Annotated in this window: 24 protein-coding genes; 9 read left to right on the forward strand and 15 right to left on the reverse strand. The window is 30.6% G+C overall.

Annotated elements, in window-relative coordinates; translation table 11 throughout:
* Positions 1-2 precede the first annotated feature (2 nt).
* On the reverse strand, positions 3-815 hold the full coding sequence (locus tag ACTTAT_RS02630; RefSeq protein ID WP_440679514.1) for an ABC transporter permease: 813 nt from the start codon (positions 813-815) through the stop codon (positions 3-5).
* Between the two features lie 153 nt (positions 816-968).
* On the opposite strand from ACTTAT_RS02630, the gene ACTTAT_RS02635 reads away from it, so the two are divergent.
* Positions 969-1,478, forward strand: a complete 510-nt coding sequence (locus tag ACTTAT_RS02635) for a GcrA family cell cycle regulator (protein ID WP_440679602.1) — start codon at positions 969-971, stop codon at positions 1,476-1,478.
* A gap of 59 nt (positions 1,479-1,537) precedes the next feature.
* Here ACTTAT_RS02635 and ACTTAT_RS02640 read toward each other — a convergent pair whose 3' ends face one another.
* On the reverse strand, positions 1,538-2,014 hold the full coding sequence (locus tag ACTTAT_RS02640) for an SET domain-containing protein (RefSeq protein WP_440679515.1): 477 nt from the start codon (positions 2,012-2,014) through the stop codon (positions 1,538-1,540).
* A gap of 38 nt (positions 2,015-2,052) precedes the next feature.
* Here ACTTAT_RS02640 and ACTTAT_RS02645 point away from each other — a divergent pair, with 38 nt between their 5' ends.
* The 3 genes from ACTTAT_RS02645 to ACTTAT_RS02655 are packed head-to-tail and all read left to right on the forward strand — an operon-like array spanning position 2,053 to position 3,374.
* Complete coding sequence (locus ACTTAT_RS02645) at positions 2,053-2,469, forward strand: arsenate reductase ArsC (protein ID WP_440679516.1); 417 nt, start codon at positions 2,053-2,055, stop codon at positions 2,467-2,469.
* Entirely contained in the window at positions 2,466-3,116 is a 651-nt protein-coding gene (locus ACTTAT_RS02650; RefSeq protein WP_440679517.1) for an aquaporin, read from the forward strand. The genes ACTTAT_RS02645 and ACTTAT_RS02650 overlap by 4 nt, the downstream gene beginning before the upstream one ends.
* A gap of 45 nt (positions 3,117-3,161) precedes the next feature.
* Positions 3,162-3,374: a hypothetical protein gene (locus ACTTAT_RS02655; protein ID WP_440679518.1), complete on the forward strand. Its 213-nt coding sequence runs from the start codon at positions 3,162-3,164 to the stop codon at positions 3,372-3,374.
* A gap of 3 nt (positions 3,375-3,377) precedes the next feature.
* Here the strand turns inward: ACTTAT_RS02655 and ACTTAT_RS02660 are convergent, their stop codons facing one another.
* On the reverse strand, positions 3,378-4,880 hold the full coding sequence (locus ACTTAT_RS02660; protein ID WP_440679520.1) for a Ppx/GppA phosphatase family protein: 1,503 nt from the start codon (positions 4,878-4,880) through the stop codon (positions 3,378-3,380).
* Positions 4,881-6,971 (reverse strand): RNA degradosome polyphosphate kinase, encoded by a 2,091-nt coding sequence (locus ACTTAT_RS02665; protein WP_440679521.1) that lies wholly within the window; start codon positions 6,969-6,971, stop codon positions 4,881-4,883.
* Positions 6,972-7,004: 33 nt separating this feature from the next.
* Between ACTTAT_RS02665 and ACTTAT_RS02670 the strand changes: the two genes are divergently transcribed.
* Positions 7,005-7,511 (forward strand): SixA phosphatase family protein, encoded by a 507-nt coding sequence (locus ACTTAT_RS02670; RefSeq protein WP_440679522.1) that lies wholly within the window; start codon positions 7,005-7,007, stop codon positions 7,509-7,511.
* Here the strand turns inward: ACTTAT_RS02670 and phoB are convergent.
* The 8 genes from phoB to ACTTAT_RS02710 form a co-directional block, all read right to left on the reverse strand.
* Positions 7,505-8,191, reverse strand: coding sequence for a phosphate regulon transcriptional regulator PhoB (gene phoB / locus ACTTAT_RS02675; protein WP_440679523.1), 687 nt, complete (start codon positions 8,189-8,191; stop codon positions 7,505-7,507). The two genes, ACTTAT_RS02670 and phoB, sit on opposite strands and share 7 nt — an antisense overlap.
* A gap of 6 nt (positions 8,192-8,197) precedes the next feature.
* Positions 8,198-8,899, reverse strand: a complete 702-nt coding sequence (phoU, locus tag ACTTAT_RS02680) for a phosphate signaling complex protein PhoU (RefSeq protein ID WP_440679524.1) — start codon at positions 8,897-8,899, stop codon at positions 8,198-8,200.
* 4 nt (positions 8,900-8,903) lie between these two features.
* A complete protein-coding gene (gene pstB / locus ACTTAT_RS02685; RefSeq protein ID WP_440679525.1) occupies positions 8,904-9,662 on the reverse strand; it encodes a phosphate ABC transporter ATP-binding protein PstB in 759 nt (252 codons plus the stop codon).
* A gap of 2 nt (positions 9,663-9,664) precedes the next feature.
* A complete protein-coding gene (gene pstA, locus ACTTAT_RS02690; RefSeq protein WP_440679526.1) occupies positions 9,665-10,930 on the reverse strand; it encodes a phosphate ABC transporter permease PstA in 1,266 nt (421 codons plus the stop codon).
* On the reverse strand, positions 10,923-12,326 hold the full coding sequence (pstC, locus tag ACTTAT_RS02695; protein WP_440679527.1) for a phosphate ABC transporter permease subunit PstC: 1,404 nt from the start codon (positions 12,324-12,326) through the stop codon (positions 10,923-10,925). Before pstC ends, pstA begins: the two co-directional genes overlap by 8 nt.
* A gap of 67 nt (positions 12,327-12,393) precedes the next feature.
* Positions 12,394-13,416 (reverse strand): substrate-binding domain-containing protein, encoded by a 1,023-nt coding sequence (locus tag ACTTAT_RS02700; protein ID WP_440679529.1) that lies wholly within the window; start codon positions 13,414-13,416, stop codon positions 12,394-12,396.
* A gap of 92 nt (positions 13,417-13,508) precedes the next feature.
* A complete protein-coding gene (locus tag ACTTAT_RS02705) occupies positions 13,509-14,150 on the reverse strand; it encodes a hypothetical protein (RefSeq protein WP_440679530.1) in 642 nt (213 codons plus the stop codon).
* Positions 14,134-15,363 carry a sensor histidine kinase gene (locus tag ACTTAT_RS02710; RefSeq protein ID WP_440679531.1) on the reverse strand — a complete coding sequence of 410 codons (1,230 nt, stop codon included), beginning with the start codon at positions 15,361-15,363 and terminating at the stop codon, positions 14,134-14,136. The genes ACTTAT_RS02705 and ACTTAT_RS02710 overlap by 17 nt, the downstream gene beginning before the upstream one ends.
* Positions 15,364-15,456: 93 nt before the next feature.
* Here ACTTAT_RS02710 and ACTTAT_RS02715 point away from each other — a divergent pair, with 93 nt between their 5' ends.
* A complete protein-coding gene (locus ACTTAT_RS02715; protein WP_440679532.1) occupies positions 15,457-16,275 on the forward strand; it encodes a GNAT family N-acetyltransferase in 819 nt (272 codons plus the stop codon).
* Positions 16,276-16,283: 8 nt separating this feature from the next.
* A complete protein-coding gene (locus ACTTAT_RS02720; RefSeq protein ID WP_440679533.1) occupies positions 16,284-17,036 on the forward strand; it encodes a 1-acyl-sn-glycerol-3-phosphate acyltransferase in 753 nt (250 codons plus the stop codon).
* Here ACTTAT_RS02720 and ACTTAT_RS02725 read toward each other — a convergent pair.
* Together ACTTAT_RS02725 and ACTTAT_RS02730 are read right to left on the reverse strand one after the other, a co-directional pair.
* A complete protein-coding gene (locus ACTTAT_RS02725; RefSeq protein WP_440679534.1) occupies positions 17,026-18,036 on the reverse strand; it encodes a glycosyltransferase family 4 protein in 1,011 nt (336 codons plus the stop codon). The two genes, ACTTAT_RS02720 and ACTTAT_RS02725, sit on opposite strands and share 11 nt — an antisense overlap.
* Before the next feature lie 5 nt (positions 18,037-18,041).
* Positions 18,042-18,896, reverse strand: coding sequence for a UDP-2,3-diacylglucosamine diphosphatase (locus tag ACTTAT_RS02730; RefSeq protein WP_440679536.1), 855 nt, complete (start codon positions 18,894-18,896; stop codon positions 18,042-18,044).
* A gap of 75 nt (positions 18,897-18,971) precedes the next feature.
* On the opposite strand from ACTTAT_RS02730, the gene ACTTAT_RS02735 reads away from it, so the two are divergent.
* On the forward strand, positions 18,972-19,832 hold the full coding sequence (locus ACTTAT_RS02735) for a diacylglycerol/lipid kinase family protein (protein WP_440679537.1): 861 nt from the start codon (positions 18,972-18,974) through the stop codon (positions 19,830-19,832).
* Between the two features lie 88 nt (positions 19,833-19,920).
* Here the strand turns inward: ACTTAT_RS02735 and ACTTAT_RS02740 are convergent, their stop codons facing one another.
* A complete protein-coding gene (locus ACTTAT_RS02740; RefSeq protein WP_440679538.1) occupies positions 19,921-20,382 on the reverse strand; it encodes a DoxX family protein in 462 nt (153 codons plus the stop codon).
* A 10-nt stretch (positions 20,383-20,392) separates the two neighbouring features.
* Here ACTTAT_RS02740 and ACTTAT_RS02745 point away from each other — a divergent pair, with 10 nt between their 5' ends.
* Positions 20,393-20,824 carry an ion channel gene (locus ACTTAT_RS02745; protein ID WP_440679539.1) on the forward strand — a complete coding sequence of 144 codons (432 nt, stop codon included), beginning with the start codon at positions 20,393-20,395 and terminating at the stop codon, positions 20,822-20,824.
* Position 20,825 lies beyond the last annotated feature (1 nt).

Consider the following 20,825-nt stretch of genomic DNA (forward strand, 5'->3'; position numbering starts at 1 on the left):
TATTAAGCTTTAATTTTATAACCCTTTTTAAAAAGAAGATAACATAAACCAATTAAAATCATGTTACAAACAAACAAAATTAGCATTCCAAAATAAACATTAGAATCTGATTGGCCTAAAAATCCGTATCTGAAACCATCAATAATATAAAAAAATGGATTAAATTGACTAATCGTATGAATGGGGCCTTCTAATCTATTTATTGAAAAAAACGTTCCAGATAAAAATGATAATGGGACAACAATAAAATTTGTAACAGCTGCCATGTTATCAAATTTTTCAGCCCAAAGACCTGCAATAAAACCAAGTGCTGCAAGTAAGCAAGAACCTAGAATACCAAAAACTATCACATAAAAAATATGTGCAAATGGAATTTTAATAAAAAATAATGAAACTAATATTGAGAAAAAACCAACAACCAAACCTCTAGTTATACCACCTAAAATTAAAGAAAATGTTACTTCACCAGCTGATAATGGAGGGAATAAAATATCGACGATATTTCCCTGAACCTTGGAAATCATTAAAGATGAAGATGTGTTTGCAAAAGCATTTTGCATAATTTGCATTGCGATTAATCCTGGGACTAAAAATACAGTAAACTTATGTCCAAGCACATCAGTTCTTTCAGAACCTATGGCCAAGCTGAATACGGTTAAAAATAATAATAAAGTAACAATAGGTGAAACAATAGTTTGTACCCATACTTTAAAAAATCTTTGAACTTCTTTTAAATATAAAGTGTAAAAACCAACCCAGTTCACATAACCAAACCTTCTTACACCAATCTTATATTTGTATTGAATAGCGCTCATGACTTCTCATTATCAGTTAATTTATAAAAAGGCTTAAAAAATGTGGATATATAAGGTTTTTTCAAAAAAAGGCTATTTTTACTACATTTTTTCATCAACATCTTGTGTTCAATTAAATTGAGTATGCAAGATATGGTTAATATAACACCTGACATGGCTTGGACAGACGAAAAAACAGAACAACTTAAAAAACTTTGGGCGGAAGGTCATACAGCTAGTCAAATCGCAAGAATGCTAGGTGATGACATTTCAAGAAACGCGGTGATTGGAAAAGCTCACCGTTTAAATCTTGCAGGTAGAACTCAATCAAGAATGATTTCATCTCCAAGAATTAATAACGCTCAGTTTCAACAAAAAAAAGGTCCAGTTCAAAGAAGAACGAGAAGACCTAGGGGTCTAAGAGCCATAGTGATTGAAAAAGATTTTGAACCTGAAAATCCAGTAAGTTTAGAAAACTTAACTGATAAGACTTGTAGATGGCCAATTGGTCACCCTGATGAAAAAGATTTTTATTTCTGCGGAAGAACTCCTATGGATGAAAGAATTTACTGCAAACTTCATGTGCTTCATGCTTATCAACCTCGTGGTCAAAGAACTGAAGAGGCTCAAAAAACAGTTGAAGAAGTTCCAAGCTTCATACAGAAAAAAGTAAAAAGCGCTTAAATAAAGGCTTATTTGGGTTCGTTTGTCCATTTAACCTTTAAATGGGTTTGTTTCCCAACTTATTTCTTCAATCGGCCCTGTTTGGTTTTTGCAAATTTACGATTAATTCTCCATCGCTGGTCATCTCTTACAATATAACCACAACAATTTTTTGATCCGCATTTGCAAGGAAATTGTCTAAAATCTTTATCGTATCCAAAACCATAATCGTAAGAAAGCTCATCTCCCTTTTTAATATCTTGGATGGCTATAATCCAAATTTTTCCTTTAATAATATCAACTTCACAATTTGGATCACACGTATGATTAATATATTTTGCCGTATTAGATTTAGTGTCACCATCAAGAACGGTTTTTTTATTTAGTGTAAATAAATAGATCGCTTTAGAATTATCAAACCGATCATCTTCCTCGACTTGTTTATGGGTATATTTTTTGCCTTTATATTCAATAACCTTATCACCCTTTTTAAAATTCTGTCCTGCAAAAAGACCCCAGTTATTAATTCCTGATTTTTTTCTTATAAATTTTGGCATTTAACAAATCTGTAACAAATCCATAATAGTTTGGAGCTATGAAAAAAGTATTATTTCTTTGTACAGGGAACTCTGCAAGATCTATTATATCAGAATGTCTATTAAATCAATTGGGAGAAAATAGATATCAAGCATTTAGCGCTGGATCAAAACCCACGGGTAAAGTTAATCCATACTCAATAAAAGTTTTAGAAAAAAATAATATAAATCATGAAAAGATTTCAAGTAAAAGCTGGGATGATTTTTCAGATACAAAGTTTGATACTATTGTTACAGTTTGTAACAATGCAGCAAATGAAACATGCCCTGTTTATCCTGGATCGCCAAATAAATTACATTGGGATCTGGAGGATCCTGCTGCTTTTAATGGAAATGATGAAGAGAAATTAAATGAATTTCAAAGAATATTTGATCAAATTCATGAACGTATTAAAAAGGAGTTTCTTAATATATGAAACATATAGATAAATATGTATCAGAGTTTTTAGGTACATTAATTTTATTACTTGCAATTGTTGGGTCAGGCATGATGGGGCAAGCTATGACTCAAAATGAAGCAGTTGTTCTGTTGGCAAACTCATTAGCAATTGGTTTTACTCTTGTTTTTTTAATTATTACTTTTGGAAAAAGATCTGGTGCTCATTTTAACCCCGCAGTTACATTAGTAATGTTACTACTTGGAAATATTAAATTAAAGAGATCTGCCGTTTATATTTTTATGCAAATTTTAGGTGCGTGCACAGGCGTAATTATTGCAAACATTATTTTCGGCTATGATGCAGTCGAACTGTCCACAAAGTATCGAAATGGAAATCATATCTTATTTTCTGAATTAATATCAACATTTGGTCTATTAATGATTATTTTACTTAATCAAAAAAATAAAACTGAAATTGTAGCTGGTTTAGTAGGATTGTATATTGGGGCAGCAATTTGGTTTATGTCATCAACTGCTTTTGCAAATCCAGCAGTATCTATTGCAAGGACTCTGACTAATACTTTCACTGGCATACATTATTCAAATATTATTTACTTTATTATTGCACAACTTATTGGTGCAGTTTTATGTATGATAGTCCTTAAAAGAATTTACAAAATTTAACTTTATTATAAGATAATAAATATTTTAAAAAAATAGGGGGCATAAATGAAAAAAAAAATAAAAAAACAAGAGAATAAAAAACAAAAAGTTTTAAAAACAGTAAGCAAACTTAAAAGTAAGATTGCAGCTCAAGAAAAAAAGATTTCTAAAATTGAAGTGAAAATAGCTAAGCTAGAAAAAAAAGCAGCTGAAAAAAAAGCAAAAAAACAAGCTAAGTCAGCTTCTGCTCAAACATCTTCAACATCATTAAATAACTAATTTTTAAGAGTAAAGAATTTTGAAGTCCAACTCCATCTCCTTGGACAAGGACTTCAATCTTTTTTGAACAGATTTAGTTACAATCTGACTATGTTGGTTAGGTACAGAAAGTATAATTGTATTCCCTTTTTTAGATAGTGATAAATTATCGAGAAATATAGTTGATATTGCCGCTATACCTGAGGCTAACCTTAATGCTGCACCAACTTGTCTTGCAATCAAAATTTCATTATTTGAAAGTAAGCTTACATAATCGCGATCAGGATAATATTTGACAGAACAATGTCGCCAAAACCCTGCCAAAGCTACTTTTACTCGATCACTATGACTGAGAGATAACGCAGGTGTATTTAAGATTTGTGCAAAAACAAGTTCTGCCTTTTGAAAAGCTCCAAGTCCCCAATCCATATTACTTAAAGAGCATGTTGGTTTTAATAACCTTACTGGAAAATTTTCATTATCCTTAAAAATATCTTTTATAAAATTATAGTATTTTAAATAGTTTTCTCCATAATCGCCTGTTCTAAATGCAGAATAATCAATAAAATTATTTAGTAGATCATGCTCTGTCAATTTGTATCCTGACTTGACGATTAATGTTCCTTCTCTTACACCAGATATTGAGCACTGTAATTTTTCTGGTGCTATCATCAGCAGGAGCTGTTTTAAAATGTTTGTCGCAATAGGAATATAATTTGTCCTTGATTTAGTTATCTGATCAACTTTTAAAGAGCTAAGCTTTTTTTTATCATCTAAACTTAAACAAAGATCCAAAGCTTCCTCCCCAGTAATTTGATACTGGTGCAAAACATTGAGTGGATATTTTTTTAAAAAAATGTCTGCCTTGAGCAATGTTCTCCAAACCCCACCAACAACATATAAATTTTTAGCTTTAGTTTTTTTTAACCAACTAATGCTTGATAAGTTTTCACTAATTATTTCGCTTATTTTTTTTGTTTTTTTCTTCTTTGGTCTATTAAATAATCTCAGAACACCTATGGGCAAAGATGCCTTTTTTTCAATTAATCCATTTTTTACTTTTGCAAGCTCTAAGCTTCCGCCCCCAAGATCAGCTACAATACCATCAACCTTTTCAAATCCTAAGATTACTCCTAATGCGGATCGTTCAGCCTCTTGCTCACCAGTTAATATTTCTACCTGATTATCAAAAATTTTTTCAACTACACTTTTAAAATATGGCCCATCTTTAGCATCTCGAACAGCTGCAGTTGCAAAAATATTAATATTACTTACCTTCGAGTTATCTAAGATATTTTTAAATCTTTCCAAAACACTTACCGAATACTGAACGCCTAAAGGATCTAATTTTCCTGTAAGCTCCAGTGAATTACCCAAAGAACAAACTGCTTTTTCATTAAATATTGGAATTTGAGATTTTTCAAAATCTTCATATATAAGCATTCTGATTGAGTTGGAGCCAAGATCTATAACTGCTTCTTTTTTTGCTGAAAAAATTTTTTGTTTAATAACTTTTTGTAACAACATTTAAATTTTTAGATTCTTTATCTTATCTTTGATAATTGATTTGCCCTGACCAGACAAGCTTGGATTGTTCATAAAATATTCATGTGCAGAAAAGCTATTTTTACTTGCTTTCACTTTATGATATTTCTTGTCTTTTAACTCCCAGCTTAATTTTTCATCCTTAAAATTAGCCATCATAATCTGATCTAAAACCTGAGCGTGCACAGTCTCATTCTTTATGATTAGCATAATTTCTAATCGTCGATCTAAGTTTCTCGGCATTAAATCAGCAGAGGATATATAAACTTTGTTTTTTCGTGATGGCATAGCTTCTCCATTACTAAAACAGTAAATTCTTGAATGCTCTAAAAACCTTCCAACAATACTTTTCACATAAATATTTTCTGACATTTTTTTAACGCCAGGTTTCAAACAACAAATACCTCTAACAAATAGATGTATTTTTACTCCATGCTGAGAGGCTAAATAAAATCTGTCAATAATTTTAGGGTCGACCAATGAATTCATCTTTGCCCAAATTTCTGCGTGCTTACCTGCTTTTGCATTTTCTATTTCTTGATCAATTAAATCATTTAATTTTGGTCTTAAAAATTTTGGTGCAAGAATTACATGATCTAATTTTCCTGGATCACCATAACCAGTTACAAAATTAAAAAACTTTTCAATATCATTGGCATAATTAGGATCCGCACTAAATAACGATAAATCTGTATAGATTTTAGCATTAACTGGATGATAATTACCTGTTCCAATATGCACATACTTTTTTAGAGTTTCATTTTCTAATCGTACAACCAAACTTGATTTTGCATGAGTTTTTAAATGAACAAAACCATAAACCACCTGAACGCCAGATCTTTCTAAGGATTTTGCAAGACTAATATTTGCCTCCTCATCAAATCTTGCTTTAATTTCAACTACAGCTGTAACTGATTTTCCTTTTTCAGCTGCTTTTTTTAAAGCTTTAACAATTGGTGAATCCAAAGTTGTTCTATATAAAGTTTGTTTTATTGCCTGTACATTAGGATCATCTGCTGCTTGGTTTAGAAATTGAATAACTGCATCAAAAGTTTCGTAGGGATGATGAACAATCATATCTTTAGAGCTTATTGCTTTAAAATAGTCTCCATTAAACTGGTTAACTCTTTCAACTTGTCTTGGATTAAATTTTTTAAAATAAAAATCTTTTTTACCACCAATTAAAATTTGTGAAATTTCATGGGTACCAACAAATTCTTCAATTTCATCTACGGTCTCTTCATCGGCTTTTATTTTTTTGATTAAAAATTTTTTTAAATTATGATCTGATCCTTTTCTTAACTCTAACCTTACAATACGTCCTCTTTTTCTTTTTTTTAATGCTTTTTCGTAAAAAACGACCAGATCCTCTGCTTCTTCTTCAACTTCAATATCACTATCTCTTGTAACTCTTGCAGATAAATAATTTATTATTTCATAACCTGGAAAAAGCTCTGTTGCAAAGGAACTGACTGTTTCCTCTAATGATACATAATTTTTAACTGCATCAACATTACTTACATCATAAAATCTCTTTAAATTTTTCGGCAAAACAATAATTGAATAAATAGATTTTTTTTTACCTTTCTTTTGCATTTCCATTAATAAAAAATGTCCTTGATTAAATAAAAATGGAAATGGATGCGACGGATCAATGGCTTGGGGAGTTAAAACTGGCGAAATATTATTTCTGAAAACTTCTAATAGTTTTGTTTTTTCATCTTCATTTAGTTTGTTAAAGCTTTTAAAAAATATTCTTTGTTTTGATAATTCTTTTTTTAATTTTGACCAAATATAATTTGATTTTTTTAATAACTCGGATGATTTGATTTTTATTTTTTTTAATTGCTCCTTGGGAGATAATCCATCTATTGTTTCGTGTTTAATTTTTTCTTTAATTTGTGCATATACACCTGCTACACGAACCATATAAAATTCATCTAAGTTATTGGAGGCAATTGATAAAAATCTTACTCTTTCAAAAAGTGGCAGATCAGTATTGCCTGCTTCGGATAATACCCTTGAATTAAATTCTAACCAGGATAGCTCCCTATTATTATATCTTTTTGTCATAAATTTTTAATTATTTAATAATATAATCTAGAAATGTTAATTTTATATGTCATGAGACATGCAAAATCTAGTTGGGAAGATCCAGATTTACCTGACTTTGAAAGACCTTTAAACAAAAGAGGTCGGCATAATGCTAAATTAATGAGAAAAATTATGAAGAATAAAGAAATGTTTTTTGATTTTGCCTATATATCTGGATCTCAACGAACAGTGGATACTTTTAAATATATAAAAGACTTAAATTTAAAGAAGAAAAAAATAAAAAAAGATCATTATTTAGCTTCGCCAAAAAATCTACTTGAGTCAATTCAGTCTACAAAAGATAAATATAAAAGTGTTTTAATTCTAAACCATGAGCCAGCGGTAAAAAATTTGACATTTCAATTATGCTCTAAGTTAAATGATGACGGGGAAAATTTAATTAAAAAATTTAGTACTGCAGGCATTGCAACAATTATTTTTAAAAAAAATTCCTGGTCAGAAATAAAATTTGGTGATGGTTTGCTTGATGGATTTATTAAGCCAAAGGATTTTTACTGACTATCTAAAGCATATCCAGCAGATCTGACGGTTCTGATTAAATCATCCTGATCGTCTAAATTAATGGCTTTTCTTAGCCTTCGAATATGCACATCAACCGTCCGACTTTCTACATAAATATCATTACCCCAAACTTGGTTAAGCAATTGCTCTCTGGAATAAACTCGTGTTGGATTTTTGATGAAAAAATTTAATAAATTATATTCTGTTGGTCCCAGTTTAATCTCTTTGTCTCCGCGATAGACGCGTCTTGCTAATCGATCAATTTTTATATCCTTAAAAGAAACTATATCTTCAGTTAATGAAGGCTTAACTCTTTTTAATAAAGCTTTAATTCTTAAAATAAGCTCTTTTGTACTGAAAGGTTTAGTAACATAATCATCTGCTCCAGTCTCAAAACCACGTATTTTATCAGTTTCCTCTGACTTCGCCGTTAACATGATGACTGGTATTGATTTTAATTTAGTGTCTTTTTTGATTTGTTTACAAATGTCAATACCAGATAAATCTGGTAGCATCCAATCGAGCAAAACTAAATCTGGAAGATTTTTTTTAATTAGCTCAAAACCTTCTTCTCCTGTCTCTGAAGCTAGGACTTTAAAACCCTCTTTTTCCAGGTTGTACTGTATCAAAGTTGAAATAGATTTTTCATCTTCTACAACCAAAACTGTTGCGCTCATAAAAAATTATTGTCCAGATACTATATCTGACTCCCCTTTAGGTCTATCGCCCTCTAGGTAATTTCCAGTAACCAAAAAATAAACTGTTTCAGCAATATTTGTTGCATGGTCACCTATTCTCTCTAAATTTTTTGACATAAACATCATTTGGGAACATGCTGCTGCTCCACCTTCGTTAGATTTTTCAATGCATTTTAAAATTGAATTCATGCATACGTCAACCAAAGCGTCGATTTCTTCATCCGCATACCACACCTGCTCTGCGAGTTTAGCATCTCGGTTTAAAAAAGCATCTAAAACCAGTTTAACATTTTTTTGAACTTTCTCAGAGGCAGCCTGAAAATTTTTATTTATATCATTTAAAATATCCTGATCTAAATGACGCGATCGTTTTGCAATATTTTTTGATAAATCTCCGATACGCTCTAAGTCTGAAGAAATTTTCATTGCAGATACCGTTTCTCTTAAATCAACCGCTAAAGGTTGGCGCATAGTAAGTAGGTTTACAACTTGTTGTTCTATACTTTTTTCTAAATCATCAATTCGATCATCTTTGCCAACAATCCTGTCTGCAAATTCTTGGTCTTTTTTTATTACAGCCTCGGTTGCATCTTTTATTTGCCTTTCAGCCAAAGAGCCCATTTTTGCAATAGTATTTTTTAAAATACTCAATTGTTCATCATATGATTTTACAATATGTTCATTCATAAGCTTAACCAAACCTTCCTGTTATATAATCTTGAGTCATTTGGTTCTCTGGATTTTTAAATATTTTGTCCGTAGAATCAAATTCTATTAATTTGCCTAAATGAAAAAAGCCCGTGTGTTGCGAAACTCTTGCAGCTTGTGCCATAGAATGGGTTACTATCGCTATGGTATACGATGATTTAAGCTCATCAATTAAAGTTTCAATCTTTGCCGTTGCAATTGGATCTAATGCAGAACATGGCTCATCCATTAAAATAACTTCTGGATTAATAGAAATAGCACGAGCAATACATAGTCTTTGTTGCTGACCACCTGATAAACCTGTTCCTGGTTGATCTAAGCGATCTTTCACCTCTTCCCATAAAGCTGCTTTTTTTAAACTTGTCTCAACTATTTCATCCATATGTGTTTTGTCTTTTGCTATTCCGTGGATAGTTGGACCATATGAAATATTTTCGTAAATACTTTTAGGAAACGGATTGGGTTTTTGAAATACCATTCCTACTTTTTCTCTTAATTGAACTACATCAACTGATTTGTCATAAATATTGTAGCCATCAATTTCTATATTTCCTTGAACTTTACAAATATCAATCACGTCATTCATGCGGTTAAGACATCTTAAAAAAGTTGATTTTCCACATCCTGAAGGACCAATGAGTGCCGTAACTTGCTTTTCAGCCACATTTAAATCTACATCAAATAAAGCTTGCTTGGGGCCGTAAAATACTGAAACACTTTTGGCGACTATTTTATTACTCATATTTACCATTTCCTTTCAAATTTTTGTCTAGCCCATACTGCTAGAGAATTCATAATAATTAAAAATGCAATTAGCAACATGATTGTTGCAGAAGTTTTTTCAACAAAACCTCTTTCTGCAGACTCAGACCATAAATAAATCTGAACTGGAAGTGAGGTTGACGGATCGGTGGGAACACTTGGAACATCGACAACAAATGCTACCATTCCAATAAGCAAAAGCGGTGCTGTCTCACCTAAAGCTTGGGCCAGGCCAATTATTGTTCCAGATAAAGTACCTGGCATTGCTAGTGGAACGACGTGATGCATTACAGTTTGCACCCTTGAAGCACCAACAGCTAAAGCACCCTCTCTAATAGAAGGCGGTACTGCTTTTAAAGAAGCTCTACAAGCAATGATAATTGTTGGTAGTGTCATTAAAGATAAAGTAATTCCGCCAACTAATGATGTTGATCTAGGTAATCCGAATACACTTAAAAGCATACCTAATCCTAAAAGACCAAAAACAATTGATGGAACTGCTGCTAAATTATTAATATTAATTTCAATTATATCAGTAAGAGTATTTTTAGGAGCAAACTCCTCAAGATAGACAGCTGCCATTAAAGCAATTGGAAAGGCAATAATTAAGCATATAATAATTGAAAAAAATGATCCAATCACTGCACCAGCAACCCCAGCGACTTCTGGGTCTCTAGAATCACCATGAAAAAAAAAGTAATTACTAAAAGCTGTACTAATTTTACCTTGTTCAACTAAGTTATCATAAACATTTAACTGGAAGTTATTTAACCTTCTTCTATCTTCTGGAATATTCCTCGGAAAGTTTCCTTTATGTAATTGATCAAGATCATCGGACGCTGTAAGCTCAATGGTAACTTTCTTACCCAAATATTTTGGGTTATTTAATAAATAATTTTTTATTTCTTGTTCATAATTTCCACTCAATAAAGTTTTTACACTTTTCTCTTCTTCATCATTTGAATATGGAAATAAACCTGTTGCAGCTTTATATGTTACATCAAAAAATTCAGCATCTTTTATTTGCTTTAATGTTGGTTCTTTGACATCTCCTAATTCTAAAAGTTCCTTATTAAAGTCAACTTCTGTCATAATAGTAGTTTTTATAAATGCGGTACTTCCAGTAGAAAAAACTTTAAATAATAATAAAAATACAAAAAATATCGAAATTGCAATTGCGCCTAAACCTAAAAACTTAAAACGCTTTTCAGCTGCATATCTTTTTTGCAATCTTTGTTCTCTAGTCATATTTCTCTCGATATTTTTTTACAATTCTCAAAGCAATAAAATTTAAAATTAATGTTAAAACAAATAGTGTAAGCCCAAGAGCAAATGCGGATTGTGTTTTTGCACTTGTAAACTCCTGATCTCCAACCAAAATCATAACAATTTGCGTAGTTATTGTTGTAGTTGCCTCTAGAGGATTGATCGTTAAATTTGCCGCTAAACCTGCAGCCATAACAACAATCATTGTTTCTCCAATAGCTCTGGAAACTGCGAGTAAAATTGATCCAACTATACCTGGTAATGCCGCTGGAAAAATTACTTTTTTTATTGTTTCAGATTTAGTTGCCCCCATAGCATATGATCCTTCTCTCAAAGACTGGGGTACTGCATTAATTACATCATCTGATAAAGAAGAGACAAATGGAATAATCATAACGCCCATTACCAAACCAGCTGCTAATGCACTTTCTGATGATACTTCTAGACCAATCGAGTCTCCAATAACTCTAAAGAACGGTCCAACAGTTAAAGCTGCAAAAAAACCATAAACAACAGTTGGAACACCTGCTAAAATTTCAATAATTGGTTTTCCCCATTTTCTCTGCTTACTAGTTGCATACTCTGCAAGATAAATACCTGAGTAAAGACCAATAGGTACGGCAACACACATAGCAATGAAAGCAATAAAAGCAGTACCAGCAAATAATGGCACAGCACCAAATGCTTCCTTTAAATCTTTTGCCTCTTGAGGGGTTAAATTTGTTGGATCGCTTATAAAAGCTTTTTGTGGGGACCAACCTAAACCAAAAAAGAAATCAAGAGGATTTATTTTTGTGAAAAATTGTATGGTCTCAAACAGTAGCGAAAAAATGATACCTATTGTTGTAAGGATTGCAGCTACAGAAGATAGAAATAAAATTATAGTTAAAGTTTTTTCTACCCCCTCTCTTGCATGTACATTTTTATTAATTTGCCTAAAGGCAAACAATGAAGCTGCAATGATAGTACAAAAAAATAAACTAACTTTAGCTCCTTGTGAAATTGATAATAAATTTTTATAAGTAATTGCCCCTGCTTCAATTCCTTTGGTGACTTGACCTGAAAAATTACCTTGGGAGAACGAAATGATTTGAGAATATATTAAATTTAATTCATCTTGAGATATCTCATTTAAAGATGAAATTTGAATTTTATTTTCTATTAAATTTTTTAAAATAATAGGTTCAAAGACTGTCCATATTGCAATTATTAAAAAAGCTGGAAGAGCACACCACAATGCCTGATAATATCCATAAAAATGCGGTAATGCTTTTGGTCTTAAATCACCTTTTTCAGTAACTTTTTTTATTCTTGATTTTCCAAAATAGAAACTTGTGAAACCAAAAAGGATTAGTGCTAAAATAAGTAAAGAATTCAAAATATCCTCAGAGGTTTTTTTATTTCATGAGGGCCTAATTATACAGGCCCTCATTGATAATGCTAGATTAGTTTAACTTAATAGTAGTTAATTTAGTTCCAGCAGTTCTTGTCTTTTTGTAAGACTTGCTATCTAGAGGTACTAATCCAATATCAGTTAAATAACCTTTTGGACCCATAGTTCCTTTAGAAGTGAACTCTTTCAAGTATTCTTTGATACCCGGTACAGTTCCAATATGAGCCTTCTTTACATAGAAGAATAATGGTCTTGCAATCGGATAAGAGTAATCTTGAATAGATGCTAAAGAAGGTTTTTTACCTTCAATTTTAGTTGCTTTAATTTTATCTTTGTTAGCAACTAGGTAAGAATAACCAAATAAGCCGAACATGTCTGGATCAGCAGCTAGTTTGTTAACGATTAACGTATCGTTTTCACCAGCTTCAACAGCTAAACCATCTTCTCTAAGCTTTCTGCAACCTTTTTTAGCTTTAATACCTTGTGCTTTATAAGCAGCTTTTGCAGCTTTGGTACAACCTTTACCCATTACTAATGAATTCCAAGCATCTCTAGTTCCAGAAGTTGGTGGAGGTACTAAAATTTTGATGCCTTTATTTGGTAAAGACTTATCAATATCACTCCATTTTTTGTAAGGGTTTTTTACCATTTTACCGTTGATCTCAACATCGTGAGCTAAAGCTCTCCAAAGTTGCTCTTTGGTAAAGTTCATGTCTTTTGCTTTCACTGAATGAGCAAAAGAAATACCATCGTTACCTACAACGATTTCAATGATATCTTTCACACCATTTTTTGCACATAGAGCTTTCTCTTTTGATTTAATTGCTCTTGATGCATTAGTGATATCAGGATGTTGAGTTCCAACACCTGCACAAAATAGTTTCATTCCTCCACCAGTACCAGTAGATTCGATAACTGGAGTTTTGAAACCAGACTTACCAAATTTTTCAGCAACAACTGTTGCATAAGGGTATACTGTAGATGAACCAACAATTTTGATTTGATCTCTTGCAGAAGCTGCACCTGAAATAGCGATAGCAACTAAAAGAGAAAGTACAAAGTTAAGTTTTTTCATTTTTTTCCTTAAATTAAAGTTTAATGTCTGCGCTAAATACTAATGTCTGGTGGCAGTAATATTAAACAATTGTTACAGTTTTGTTAAAATGCTCACTGAATAGTTGTATTATTAACAACTTTTATGTCACTTTTTTCCTCAGATAAATTGCCATTGCATGAAACTGGCAACACAGCTTTTGATAATGCATATTTATTTGTAGGTCTTAATACCACCTCTAAGATAACCAATTTGACTAGAGATTTTCTATAATCTTCAGGTAGAGTCCAAGGCTGGTTTGAAGGTGGATAAAATTTTTCAACTAAATACGATGCAACTTGAGATTCAGACAATGATGACTCTGGCTGTCTCCTTAAAAGGTTATATCTCACATTATCGAAAATCTCTCTGCATTTATTACTTGAACTCAAATAATCATTTTCACCAAGACCTTTGCTCATTGGTATTGAAATTGAAGCAATAACTGCTGTTTTTCTCCAATTATATATAACCGACATCTCAACCTCTTCTTTTCTATCTCCTATTAAATTTGTTAATAACCTTGATGTATATCTGCTTATAATTCGATCAATTGATCGCTCCATATCTCTTTCTAGATTAATAATACCTAAATCCAGATAATTTAATGGACGTTGCATTAAATTTGTAACAACATCTTTTTGATCTGATTTTAAAATATTGGGAAATAAAAATATTGACGATACTAAAATAAAAATACTAATCTTTTTTTTCATATATCGGTAAGTGAACTATAAACTCAGTTCCCTCATTTAGTCTACTATTAATTTCTAAATCTCCCCTATGTTGATTAATAATATGTTTCACTATCGCTAAGCCAAGACCCGTTCCTTGAATAAGATTCTTTTTTGCATTTGCGGTTCTAAAAAATCTTTCTGTGACACGATGTATTTCATCTTTTGGTATTCCAATTCCTTGGTCTTTCACATGTATACTTACGGACCCTTTTAATAATTTATCTTCATTTTTATGTAAAAATAACTCAACTGCTGAATGATCTTTTGTATATTTAATTGCATTGTCATAAAGATTTTGAACTACTTCAGAAATTTTATCATAATCACCCCTTACAAGTGGAATCGTATCATTTTTAACGATTTTTATATCTAAGCATTTTTTTTCGGCCAATTTATTTGGCATCCTTTCTAAACTCTCAAAAATCTCATTAATATTTACTTTTGAATTAGGTTGAACATGTTCTTGCATCTCTATACGGCTTAAAGACATCAAATCTGAAATTAATATTTCCATTTTATCAGCTTGCTCCTGCATAATTTTAATAAATTTCTGTTGAGCTACAGGATCATCTTTGGCTGATGAAGAAATTGTCTCTAAAAACCCTTTAATAGATACTAATGGTGTTTTTAATTCATGACTAACATTTGCAACGAAATCAGATCTTAACTTTTCAGATTTTTTAAAGTCAGTATAATCTTTAACGACTAACAAAACATTTTTTTGACTAAGTGGCACAATAGTCAGTCTAAAAAAACTATATGTTGGTAAATTAATTTCAAACTCGAGATATTCATTAATTCTTCTGTTTCTTGAATTTTCAATTTTATCTAAAAGGTCAGGGGCTCTAATAAAACTAGATAAATCTTTACCAATAACATCGCCGTAGTAACTTTTTGCTGCCTGATTTGCTGCAGAGATAGTATTAAAAGAGTTTATAAATAGAATATAGTCTTCAATTTGATTAATTAATTGATTTTCTAAATCTTCGGCAGTGAAAACTTTTGAAGAATTTATAACATTTAAATCTTCCGTATTTTTTTTTCTTTTTATTTTTTGATCTTTAATCTTAGAAGCAAAATATAATAGAGCGCTATTTGATATACACAAAATTACTAACGAAATCAGTTCTAACTTTCCAAAAAAAAATAAAAGCACTAGTGCAAGGAAGTTAAAAATTAGAATAATTTTCATATGTACTAATCTTTTACATTATTTCGCAAAAAGTCATAATACTGAAACAATACTTTCATCATATTGAAACCAAATCAGATTACTAGGTTTTCCATGTCTACTGAGCAATTAACAAAAGTTCCTTTTGTCAAAAAAGTAAATATTATTACATCAAACTTTTTTGTACCTAAAATTGATTGTTATTTTGCTGAAAATAAAAAAGAAATTAAAGCCGCTCAACGCCTTCGCTATAAAGTTTTTTTTTCTGAGCGAGACAGAAAAATAATTAGTTTAAAATACTTTAAAAAAGACTCTGATCGTTACGATCAGTATGCTGACCATTTAATCGTTACTCATCGAAACGGCAAATTTTCTAAAAGCAAAGTAATTGGCACTTATCGATTACTAAATAGTAAATCAGCAAGATACTGTGGTTTTTACTCCAAAGAAGAATTTGATATTGATAAAATGTTAAAGTCACATTCTAATGAAAACCTTTTAGAATTAAGTCGTTCTTGTATTCATAAAAATTTTAGAAAAAAAAATGTATTACAATACATGTGGAAAAAAATTCATCATTATATTTTAGATCACAATATTGATGTACTGTTTGGAATGGCAAGTTTTTTAAATGAAAAACCAGAGGAAATTAAAACGGAATTAACTTATTTATATAAAAAATTTTTAATGGATGAAAAAATAAAAGTTAAGGCTTTAGATAAATATAAGATTAATATGAATATTGCAGATTTAAATAATGTCTCTGAATTATCGATTGTTAAAAACCTGCCAACTTTGGTAAAAGCGTATTTGAGACTAGGTGCTAAAATCGGAGATGGAGCAGTAACTGATAATATTGTAAAGACCACAGATATTTTTGTATATTTACCTTATAAAAATATTAGCAAGACTTACCTTAAAAAATTTATATAAGAATAAAAGTGAAATCGTTAATAGCTTGGTTGTTTGGTTTTTCATATTTAAAAAAATTATATCAAAAAAATTATAATAACCTGGATCTAAAAAATAATTTTTGGCAAAAAACATTAGAGCTTTTCAATATTAAATATTCTATTCTAAATAACGAAAGAATATCAAGAAGTGGTGCTACAATTATTGTGTGTAATCATCCTTTTGGATTAGTTGATGGTCTAATTATTGCAGATACTGTTGCAAAAATAAGAAATGATTATCGTATTCTTATAAACGATGAAATATCACAAGTAGATCATATTAAAAAATATCTATTTCCTCTCAAACTTGATGGAAAAAAAGAGTCCATAAAATTTAATTTAAAATCAAAAAATGATGCAATCAAATATTTAAATAATGGTGGTGCTTTGATCATTTTTCCATCTGGGGAGGTTGCAACGCGTGAAAAAGTATTTGGTAAAGCCATAGAAAAAAAATGGCAATCTATTCTCGGTGCAATTATTCGAAAAACTGAAGCTACCATATGTCCTGTATATTTTCAGGGCGAGAACAGTTTTTTATTTCATTTAATTGGAATTATACATTACCCTCTACGAAGAATTTTATTTGCAAGAGAATTAATTAATAAAAAAAATAAATTTTTTAAAGCAACATGTCTGCCAAATCATAATGCTTCACAATTTATTGGAATGGGAAATTCTGAGATTGCAAATGAACTCAGAAAATTCACTCTAAAAGGTGAAAAATCTTTTAATAATTAGAAACACAATTTGTTTCAAATATTTTTGCACATTCTTCCCAAGTATATTGACGTGCAAACTGTCTGCATTTTTCTTTATCTATCTTTATGGCTTTAAGAGCCGAAGTTTTTAAATCGTCATCAAGTGTATCAATTTCTGTTCCGCCCGTAATATCAATTGGTCCTGGAACTTTATAAGCTGCTATTGGAAGACCGGCGGCTAAAGCTTCGATAAGAACAATACCAAAGGTGTCTGTTTTACTTGGAAAAACAAATACATCACTTGAAGCTAAATAATTAGAAATTTCTTTATCACCAAGCATTCCAGTAAATATCACATTTGGATATTTTTTTTTAACTTCATTCATTTGAGGCCCATCACCAACAACTATTTTCGTACCTTCAATATCTAAATCTAAAAATGCTTTTATATTTTTTTCTATAGCTACTCGTCCTACGTAAATCCAAACAGGTCCTTTGAAATCTTTAATCTTTGTTCCGCTACCAAAAACATTATGATTTACACCTCTTGTCCAAACTTTTAATTTATCATTATCAAAACCATTTTCTGTCAATTCTCTTTTCATTGTTTTTGTTGTTACTAAAATACTCTGAGAATGTTTATGAAAATATCTCATAAACCGATAAGAAAAACTAATCGGTATCTTTGTTCTTGCATAAACATATTCTGGAAATTTTGTGTGATAAGAAGTGGTAAATTTTATATTATTTTTAATACAGTATCTTCTTCCAAAAAAACCAAGTGGACCTTCGGTTGATATATGCACTACTTGAGGATTGTATTCTTTAATTTTTTTATAAAGCTTTGGCCAAACATTTAACGCTAATTTAATTTCAGGATAAGTTGGCATAGGAATTGTGATAAATTCATTTGGGGTAATATAATTAACCTCGTGACCCTTTAACTTAAGTTGTTGACCAAGATTATCCATGGTTCTCACAACGCCATTTGTTTGTGGATACCAAGCGTCTGTGATGATTAATATTTTATAATTTTTCACTCTGTTTAAGAAACAACCCTGATTTTTTCCTTTTGATTTTCCTCAAATTGCTCCTCAACATAAAGATCATTTAGAATCTCTTTACGCTTATCTAACCAATGAATTAACTCGAATTTACCATCAAAGTGTTCAACAAGTGCTGTACAACTTTCTACCCAGTCACCACAATTTTTATATTCAATATTTTTTATCTCTTCCATCGTTGGATGATGAATATGACCGCAAATCACGCCATCTGCTTTTTGTTTTTTCGCAGTTTCTACAACCATTGTTTCAAATTCACTTACAAATTTAACAGCATTTTTTACTTTAAATTTTAAATATTTAGATAAAGACCAATATTCTTTGCCAAGACGTCTTCTAAAGTAGTTTAGATAACGGTTAAAAGAAATTAGAGTTTCATATGCAAAAGCACCTAAAACTGAAAGCCATTTTGCATAACGAATAATTCCATCAAATTGATCACCATGAACTACCCAATATTTTTTTCCATTTATTCCTTCGTGTATTAATTGATTGAGCATCTCAACATTTCCAAGATTTATTGGAATAAATTTTCTTAATATTTCATCATGATTTCCTGCAAGATAAAAAACTCTTGTTCCATGTCTTGCTTTTCTTAAAATCTTTTGAATGACATCATTATGTTGTTGAGGCCAGTACCATTTATTTTTTAATGCCCAGCCATCTACAATATCTCCAACTAAATATAGATTTTCTGATCGAGTATATTTAATAAATTCTAGTACCATATCTGCCTGACATCCTTTAGTACCCAAGTGAATATCGGAGATCCATATTGACTTATATTGTAAAATTTTTCCGTCTATTGATTTTAAAAAAGGTTTTTTTTTTATCATAAGCAAATCACTACTATTGGTTGAATCATATTTATGTTACAGAACTGTTAAATTTTTTTTAAAAAAATAAAAAATATGAGCAAAATTGGCATTATTTACAATCCAAACGCAGGAACGGGGAAAATCAAAAAGCTTTTAAAAATTAAAGAGCATTTGGATTTAAATCATTCTGTAACTATCTTCGATACAAAAAAACCAGGTGACGCAACAGAAATTGCAAGAAGAGAGTCTGGTAATTTTAATATTATTGTAGCTGCTGGTGGAGATGGCACCATTAATGAAGTTATAAATGGAATTCAAAAAGATACCGTACTAGGCATCATTCCTCTAGGGACTGCAAATATTCTTGCCATAGAAGCTGGTATCAAAAATGACATAAAATCAATTTGTAAGTCTATTGAAAAAGGCATCACTAAAAAAATTTATATTTCAAATATTAATAACAAGAAATTTTTTTTAATGGCAGGAATTGGATATGACGGCGACATTGTACATAAAATGCATCCATCTCTTAAAAAAATATTTGGAAAGGCGATGTTTGGTTTTTTAGGGTTGCTCGAATTTTTTAAATTAAAAAAATATAATATTAAAGTTGAGACAGAAAATGAGACTGCATTTGGAAACTGGGTTTTAGTAACGAATTCAAAACATTACGCAGGGCCTTATAAAATAACAAAATCTACAAGTATTTTTAATGATAATATTGTTTGTTATGTTTTTAATGATCTAAGCCGCCTTGGTTTTTTATATTATATTTTTCTTATTTTGTTTTATGGAGATTTAGGTAGATCTACAAAAATAACTAAAATTATTTCAAAAAATATCAAAATCTCATCTAAAGAAAAAATAAACGTACAATGTGATGGTGAAAAATATGGGAATTTACCTATTGAGATAAATTTTTCTTCGGAGAGTGTGAATCTTTTAACCGCTTAAACAATTAAAGTAATTGCCAATAACACCATACCAACAATTACAAGCAAAACAGGGACTGCTTTGTTAAGGGGTAAATTTGAAAGACTCATTAAAATTCTTTTGGCAATTGGTTATCAATTGAAAGTGTACTACCACCTCTTAATGTGATTGCAATCATTATAAGCATCCACATTAATGGATATTCATATCCACCTTTGACCCATAAAAATCCGTTTTGAAAGTGCACAACAAAAGTTGCTACGAATAAAACTCCAACTAACTGTGCTGAAAAAATTCGTGTTAACAAACCAAGCGCAACACAAATTCCACCAACAAATTCTATAATACCAACATACCATGCAAAAAAGACAGATGGTTCTATTGAAATAGATGAAAAAAACTTTGCAGTTCTTTCTATTCCTCCATCATTAAACAATTTTCCATAACCATGAGGAATCATCATGACACCAGCTGCTATTCTTATAATTGGATAGGCTAATGGTGACAGCATATCGTAAATAGGTTGTAAAGGCTTGATTATTGAACGCGTTGTTCTACTTACTGGTATCATAATATGATCAATGTATATTACAAAAATGATTTGGTCGATCATTTTTACAGTCATTTTAGTAGCTTTAAGTTTAAAAATTCATGGTTTAACACTGAATTATCTCAGTCAAAACACAGCAAAAAAGTTTATTTATAAAGACTTTGTAAAAATCTCTGCATTTTTAATTGGGTCTCATTTAGTCCAAATTATTTTATTCGCTTTATACTATTACATATCTTATCAGACTCATCCTGATCAAAATCTTTTTGGTGGAAACTTATCAGGTAATTTTTTAGACTTTTTTTATTACTCCATAAATTGTTACACAACGCTTGGAACAGGAGATATTTTTGCAAATGGACCAATGCGCATTGCAACAGGTTTAGAGGCATTAATTGGACTAGTTCTTATCGCATGGACGGCAACATTTAAACTGAGTTATTTATTTAAAAATAAAAACTAAA

Source organism: Candidatus Pelagibacter sp. HIMB1517, assembly GCF_052047895.1.
In the GTDB taxonomy this organism is placed as follows: Bacteria; Pseudomonadota; Alphaproteobacteria; order Pelagibacterales; family Pelagibacteraceae; genus HIMB114.